The sequence below is a fragment of the Longimicrobium sp. genome (assembly GCF_035474595.1).
Lineage (GTDB): Bacteria > Gemmatimonadota > Gemmatimonadetes > Longimicrobiales > Longimicrobiaceae > Longimicrobium.
In genome coordinates this window covers 129,366-136,098 of the sequence record NZ_DATIND010000107.1, presented here as the reverse complement: position 1 = coordinate 136,098, position 6,733 = coordinate 129,366, and the positions used below count along the sequence as shown (strand labels likewise).

The following is a 6,733-nucleotide window of genomic DNA, read 5'->3' as shown; positions in this document are numbered from 1 at the left end:
ACGGGCACCGCGAAGAAGCGGAACCCGTCGTCCGGCACTCCATCCAGCCCGCGCATGTGCTCGCAGATGGGGATATCGGCGCGAAGCAGCGTGCTGTGCACGGGCCGCGCGCCATCGTCGGTGTCGTCGATGTTGAGCGTGTCGATGCCCACGAACACCGCGCCGGCGTCGCGCAGGTGCTCGGCGGTCGCGCGGGTGAGGAAGGGGTGGCCCTCGAAGTACGCGTCCGTCCCCCAGTGCGCCGCGTGGCCCGTGTGCACCAGCACCGCCCGCCCGCGCACCTCGATCCCGCCGAACGCCTCGGGGCCGATGCCGCGCCCGGTGCGCTCCGTGGCGCGCACGACCACCGCGTCCAGGTCCGCCAGCGACTCCAGCGGCAGCTCGGAGAGGTCCTTGCCGTCGGCGTAGCGATGGAACGGGCTGTCCACGTAGGTGCCCGTGTTCGCGATCATGTCGATGCGGCCGATGTGGAACTCCGTTCCCTCGGCGTAGACCGCGCGCGACGCCTCGCGGCTCAGGTAATCGCAGATGAGCGGCGCGGGAAAGCCCTTCAGCGTCACCATCCCGTGCTCCACGGTGTGGCTGAGATCGACCAGCCGGCGAGCCGCCGTGTTGGGCTCCATCTTCCTTCTCCGCCAACGTTTGCAACCGACGTTTACCACAGGATCATCGGAGACAGCCGGAGGGCGCGGAAGGAACCTTCCCCGCGCCCCCAGTTATACTCAACCAGAAACGGTCAGCCGGGCCGCCGAATCCTCAGCTTGGTTGGCGAGAGGACGCTGAAAGCGCCCGGAAGCTCTTCTCCATGCTCGCCGACGGCAGTAGAAACCGCGCCCGCGCGCTCGGCTGGCGTGAAACCGGGCAAGCGAACGAGCAACACACCCGTGGTGATCTTTCCCAGCCGATAGACAAGTTCGCCGAAGTCCTTGTCCATCGTCACCAGTACCGCCCCGAACGCGTTCGCCTGCTCGAGCACTATGTCGTCGGAGATTCCGGGCGCGAGTTCCGCGACGTAGTGCGCTTCGAACCCGTCTGCGCGGAGCCGGACCACGATCTGCCGATCCACGCCCTCGTCGCAGAAGAAGATCACGCAGCCATGCTCGCCGACGGATAGACGACGTCGGCGCGCAGCGCCTCCGCCGCGAACGAGAGCGCCGCATTGACCCCTTCGCGCGTCAGCCGCGGGTGTGCGTCGAGCAGCTCATCGATGGTGGCGCCCGCCCCGAGCTTTTCCAGGATGAGTTCTACCGTCAACCGTGTCCCCGCGATGACAGGCTTTCCCATCATGACAGCGGGATCGGATACGATCAGCATCTGCATGCCACACCTCCTTTCGAAATCAATCTAATGCCCTCAAGCCCGTAGTCAGAGAGGTGTTCGCGTCTTCGTCCACTTACGGCCAGCCGTGGATCACAGCGGGATGTTCGCGTGCTTCTTCGGCGGGTTGGAATCGCGCTTGTTGCGGAGCATCTCGAAAGCGCTGATCACGCGCGCGCGCGTCTCGCGCGGGTCGATGACGTCGTCCACGTAGCCGCGCGCGGCCGCGGCGAAGGGGTTGGCGAAGCGGTCCTCGTACTCCTTCTGCTTCGTCCCCGCCTCGGCCGCGGGGTCGGGCGCCGCGCCGATCTCGCGTCGGTACAGGATCTCCACCGCGCCCTTGGCGCCCATCACGGCGATCTCGGCCGTGGGCCAGGCGTAGTTCACGTCGCCGCGGATGTGCTTGCTGCTCATCACGTCGTACGCCCCGCCGTACGCCTTGCGGGTGATGATGGTCACCTTGGGCACCGTGGCCTCGCAGAAGGCGAAGAGGAGCTTGGCGCCGTGGCGGATGATGCCGCCGTGCTCCTGCGCCACGCCGGGAAGGAAGCCGGGGACGTCCTCGAAGGTCAGCAGCGGCACGTTGAACGCGTCGCAGAAGCGGACGAAGCGCGCCGCCTTCACGCTGGCGTCGATGTCCAGCACCCCCGCGAGCACCGCCGGCTGGTTGGCCACGATCCCGATCGACCGGCCGCCCACGTGCGCGAAGCCGCAGAGGATGTTCCCCGCGTAGTCGGCGTGCACCTCGTAGAACTCGCCGTCGTCCACCACGCGGCGGATGACGTCGTGCATGTCGTACGGCTTGTTGGGGTTGTCGGGGACCACGTCCAGCAGCTCCTCGTCGGCACGGTCGGCGGGGTCGTCCGTGGGCTTGAAGGGCGGGTCCTCGGCGTTGTTCTGCGGGATGAACTCGAAGAGGTGGCGGATGCGGTGCAGGCACTCGACCTCGCTCTTCACCGCGAAGTGGGCGACCCCGCTCTTCGCCGCGTGCGTGGCCGCGCCGCCCAGCTCCTCCATCGTCACATCCTCGTGCGTCACCGTCTTCACCACGTTGGGGCCGGTCACGAACATGTAGCTCGTTCCCTGCACCATGTAGATGAAGTCGGTGATGGCGGGCGAGTACACGGCGCCGCCCGCGCACGGGCCCAGGATGGCGCTCACCTGCGGGATCACGCCCGACGCCAGCGTGTTGCGCAGGAAGATGTCGGCGTAGCCGCCGAGCGAAACCACGCCCTCCTGGATGCGCGCGCCGCCGGAGTCGTTCAGCCCGATCACGGGCGCGCCGTTCTTCAGCGCCAGGTCCATGATCTTCACGATCTTCTCCGCGTGCGCCTCGCTGAGCGAGCCGCCGAACACGGTGAAGTCCTGGCTGAAGACGTAGACCAGGCGGCCGTGGATGGTGCCGTAGCCGGTGACCACGCCGTCGCCCAGGTACTTCTCGTTCTCCAGCCCGAAGTCGGTGGCGCGGTGCACCACGAAGCGGTCCAGCTCCACGAAGCTGCCCTCGTCCAGGAGCACGTCCAGCCGCTCGCGCGCGGTCAGCTTGCCGCGCTCGTGCTGCTGCCTGATCCGCTTCTCGCCGCCGCCCAGCTCGGCCTTGCGGCGCATCTCCTCCAGCTGCTCCAGCTTTTCCCGCATCGACATCGGGCGCGTCCCCGTTCGGTTTCGTTCAGGTGTGGATCGAAGGGCGGGAATCTAAGCGGAGTACGGAAGTACGAAAGTACGGGAGCACGAAACGGCCGCGGGTGCGGCGTGATCGCCCGCACCCGCGGCCCGTGCGGTGCCCCGGTCCGCGTCAGTACGTCGCAGCCGGCTGGGTGGAGGTGATGAAGCTCACCGGCAGCGCCGTGCGCACGGGCACCGGCACGCCGTTCAGCAGCGGGCGGGTGAAGCGCACCCCGCGCGCCACCGCGATCGCCGCGCGGTCGAGCTCTTCCCGCCCGCTCGAGCGCACGACCACGGACGACTGCCGCGCCCGTTCTCGTCCACCACCACCACCGAAGCCCCTTGCCCCTCGCAAGACCGGCGTCTTCCGCTCAGGCCGGATCCAGGACGAAGTCCACGGGAACGGTGAAGCGCGAGCGGACGGCGATGTCCTGCACCTTTGCCGGGCGGAAGCGCATGGTGCGGGCGAGGTCGCGCGCCACGTCGGTGAACTCGCGGCGGCTGGCGTCCACCACCGACACCTGCTCCACCTGGCCCCGCGGGCCCACGATCACCTCCAGCGTGGCGCTGCCGGCGACGCCGGAGTCCAGCAGCCGGCGCGGGTAGCCGCGCGACAGGCGCGCCGAGACGGTGCCGGGGTTGGTGAGCCGCGCCTGCTGCGTCACCTGGTCGAAGTTCCACACCACTTGCGGGTCGACCGGCTCGGCGGGCGACGGGAGCTTCTGCGCGCGCGCCGGCGTGGCGGCGAAGAGCGCGGCGAGGGAGAAGGCGAGCGCGGCCAGGCAGCCGGCGCCGCGGGTGCCATTCGGCAGAGGAAGATTCGTCATCGGTCGGTGCGTGGATCGGGGTTGCGCCGCCCCCGGGGCGGCTTCGCGCTACGACTACGATGACCGGGACGAGAAAAGATTCGAAAAAGTTTGACGGGCGAATGCGCGAAGGGGCGGAGAGCACGCGCTCCCCGCCCCCACCCGCGGTCGTGATGCCGCCCGCTCGCCGTGCTACCGCGGCGTGACGGTCACCGCCGGCGGCGAGGCCGGCGTGTAGCCGAGCGAGACGGGAAGCAGCGTCCGCACGCGCACGGGCCGCCCGTCCAGCCGCGGCGGCGAGAAGCGCGCGCCGCGCCACACGTTGGCCAGCAGGCGGTCCAGCCCCGGCCGCCCGCTGGACGTGGCGACGTCCACGGAGCGCGGCCTGCCGTCCTCGCCGATGACCAGGAGCAGCGTGGTGCTCCCGCCCGCCTGCACGTCCTCCAGCCGCGGGTGGGTGCGCGCGATCCGCAGCCCGATGTCGTCGGGATTCAGCAGCTTCGGCTTCTCCGCCATCCGCTCGATCTCCACCGTCTGGACCGGGTCGGCAGGGGCAGGGCCGGACTGCGCCGCGGCCCGGTGCGGCGTGATTGCGAGAATCGCCAGCATCGCGGCGAGGCAGGGCGTGCGCATGGGGATGGAGATGTGGTTCAGGTGGAGGATGGGAATCGTCGCGCGGGAACGATGCGCTGCCGCGTGCGGCGGCGAAAGAGCCGAAGCCACGTGTTTGTCCCACTCACCGCTGCGGATCGAATCGGTCGAAGGATTCGTCGCACGCGGAGGAGCGCAGGCGCAGAGAACCGCGCCGTCCTCCGCTACCTCCCGCGCCCTCTGCGTGAGATATCGCTGCTGGTGGTTCCCCGCGTCTCCGCGTCTCCGCGTGAGATTCAACGAAAACGGGGTGGAGAGCGATAGCTCCCCACCCCGTCATCGTCCCATCAGCCGTGCGGCCGAAGAAGCTTACGCCTCCTCGCCCTCCCCGGCCGGAGCCTCCTCGGGCGCGGCCTCGGCGGCCGGCGCTTCGGGAGCCTCGGCCTCGGCGGCCGGAGCCTCCGGGGCATCGGCCTCGGGCGCCGCGGCGGGAGCCTCGGCCTCGACGGCCTCGCCCTGATTGCGGAAGATCGGCTCGCCGCCCTCGAACTTGGGCACGCGCGTCACCTCCAGCACGATGCGGCGGTTGCCGGCATCCACCTCGGTCACCCGCATCTCCAGCTCGTCACCCTCGACGAACACGTCGGCGGGGTTCTGCAGCCCGGTGACCCCCAGCTGCGACACGGGCACGAAGCCCTCCACGTCGTCGCCCAGGTCCACCGCCACGCCCTTGTCCTGCAGGCGCGTGATGCGGCCGTTGATCTCCTGCCCCGCGTGGAACTGCGTGGCCAGGTGCTCCCACGGATCGTCGATGGTCTGCTTGAGGCCAAGCGAGATGCGCTTGTTCTCGGCGTCGACCGCCAGGATCACCACCTCCACGTCGTCGCCCTTCTTCACGACCTCGGAGGGGTGCTGGATCCGCTTGGTCCAGCTCATGTCGGAGATGTGCACCAGGCCGTCGATCCCCGGCTCGATCTCGACGAAGGCGCCGAAGCTGGTGAGGTTGCGGACCTTGCCGGTCAGGCGCGTGCCCACCGGGTACTTCACCGGCAGCGCGTGCCAGGGGTCCTCCTCGATCTGCTTCATGCCGAGCGAGATCTTCTCGCCCTCGGGGTCCACCTTCAGGATCACCGCCTCGATCTCCTCGCCCAGCGAGACGATCTTCGACGGGTGCCGGACGTTGCGCGTCCAGCTCATCTCCGAGATGTGCACCAGGCCCTCGACGCCCTTCTCCAGCTCCACGAAGGCGCCGTAGTTGGTGATCGAGACCACCTTGCCGCGGACGCGGGCGCCCACGGGGTACTTCTTCTCCACGTCCTTCCAGGGGTACTCCTGGAGCTGCTTCAGCCCCAGCGACAGGCGCTCGCGCTCCCAGTCGATGTCCAGGACCTTCACCTCCAGCTCGGCGCCGATCGACACCACCTCGCTCGGATGGCCCACGCGGCCCCAGCTCATGTCGGTGATGTGCAGCAGGCCGTCCATCCCGCCCAGGTCGATGAACGCGCCGAAGTCGGTGATGTTCTTCACCACGCCGGTGCGCACCTGCCCGACCTCGAGCTCCTTCTTCAGCTTGTCGCGCTTGATCTCGCGGTCGGCCTCGAGGAGCACGCGGCGGCTCACCACGATGTTGCGGCGGCGCTTGTTGAGCTTGATGATCTTGAACTCGTAGGTCTCGCCCAGCAGGTCCTCGATGTTCGGGACGCGGCGGAGCGCGATCTGCGAGCCCGGCAGGAAGGCGTCCACGCCCATCAGGTCCACCGTCACGCCGCCCTTGATCTTGCGGGTGAGGGTGCCCTTCACCGGGGTGCCGCTCTCGTGCGCTTCCTTGATCTTCTCCCACACGCGCAGGAAGTCGGCCTTCTTCTTGGACAGGACGACCACGCCGTCCTCGTCCTCGAGGTTCTCGAGGAAGACCTCGACCTCGTCGCCGATCTGCAGGCTGTCGGGATCCTTGAACTCGTCGCGGGCGACGGCGCCCTCGCTCTTGAAGCCCAGGTCGAGGATCACGGCCTTGTCGGTCACGCGCAGCACGCGCGCCTGCACGATCTCACCCTCCTCGATGTTCGTGAGGGTGTCGTCGTACATCTCCAGCATGGCCTCGTACTCCTCGGCGGAGTACTCGTCCTCGTCCCACAGGTCGGCGCGGATGTTCAGCTCGCGCGCCTTGTTCGCGATCTCCTGCGTGGAGAGCAGACGGCGCTCGGCGACCGCCACGCCGCCCTCGTCGTTGTCGGGCGTATACTGCTCGGTCTGGTCGGACATTGGGAACGGATCTCCTGAACGTCCCGCCGGGTGGGCCGCAAGTGCTTCCGCGGGCGGGAGTTGAGGGTGATTGGAGGTGCCGGAAAGAGATT

The 6,733-nt window shown here is 68.8% G+C and carries 8 protein-coding genes; all 8 read right to left on the bottom strand.

The window, feature by feature from the left end:
- Positions 1-623 (bottom strand): cyclase family protein (locus tag VLK66_RS19685; RefSeq protein WP_325311176.1); only part of this gene is annotated, 623 nt, incomplete at its 3' end.
- A 113-nt stretch (positions 624-736) separates the two neighbouring features.
- Positions 737-1,090, bottom strand: a complete 354-nt coding sequence (locus VLK66_RS19680; protein ID WP_325311175.1) for a DUF5615 family PIN-like protein — start codon at positions 1,088-1,090, stop codon at positions 737-739.
- Positions 1,087-1,320 carry a DUF433 domain-containing protein gene (locus tag VLK66_RS19675; RefSeq protein ID WP_325311174.1) on the bottom strand — a complete coding sequence of 78 codons (234 nt, stop codon included), beginning with the start codon at positions 1,318-1,320 and terminating at the stop codon, positions 1,087-1,089. Before VLK66_RS19675 ends, VLK66_RS19680 begins: the two co-directional genes overlap by 4 nt.
- Before the next feature lie 90 nt (positions 1,321-1,410).
- Positions 1,411-2,955 (bottom strand): acyl-CoA carboxylase subunit beta, encoded by a 1,545-nt coding sequence (locus VLK66_RS19670; RefSeq protein WP_414676512.1) that lies wholly within the window; start codon positions 2,953-2,955, stop codon positions 1,411-1,413.
- A gap of 157 nt (positions 2,956-3,112) precedes the next feature.
- Positions 3,113-3,277, bottom strand: a complete 165-nt coding sequence (locus tag VLK66_RS19665; RefSeq protein ID WP_325311172.1) for a TonB family protein — start codon at positions 3,275-3,277, stop codon at positions 3,113-3,115.
- 76 nt (positions 3,278-3,353) lie between these two features.
- Positions 3,354-3,809, bottom strand: coding sequence for an energy transducer TonB (locus tag VLK66_RS19660; RefSeq protein ID WP_325311171.1), 456 nt, complete (start codon positions 3,807-3,809; stop codon positions 3,354-3,356).
- 171 nt (positions 3,810-3,980) lie between these two features.
- Positions 3,981-4,511: a TonB family protein gene (locus VLK66_RS19655; protein ID WP_325311170.1), complete on the bottom strand. Its 531-nt coding sequence runs from the start codon at positions 4,509-4,511 to the stop codon at positions 3,981-3,983.
- A 237-nt stretch (positions 4,512-4,748) separates the two neighbouring features.
- Positions 4,749-6,641 carry a 30S ribosomal protein S1 gene (locus tag VLK66_RS19650; protein WP_325311169.1) on the bottom strand — a complete coding sequence of 631 codons (1,893 nt, stop codon included), beginning with the start codon at positions 6,639-6,641 and terminating at the stop codon, positions 4,749-4,751.
- Positions 6,642-6,733 lie beyond the last annotated feature (92 nt).

Coding starts and splice junctions, on each gene's coding strand:
- VLK66_RS19675 (WP_325311174.1), bottom strand. CDS start 1,320: ATGCAGATGCTGATCGTATCCGATCCCGCTGTCATGATGGGAAAGCCT.
- VLK66_RS19670 (WP_414676512.1), bottom strand. CDS start 2,955: ATGCGGGAAAAGCTGGAGCAGCTGGAGGAGATGCGCCGCAAGGCCGAG.
- VLK66_RS19660 (WP_325311171.1), bottom strand. CDS start 3,809: ATGACGAATCTTCCTCTGCCGAATGGCACCCGCGGCGCCGGCTGCCTG.
- VLK66_RS19650 (WP_325311169.1), bottom strand. CDS start 6,641: ATGTCCGACCAGACCGAGCAGTATACGCCCGACAACGACGAGGGCGGC.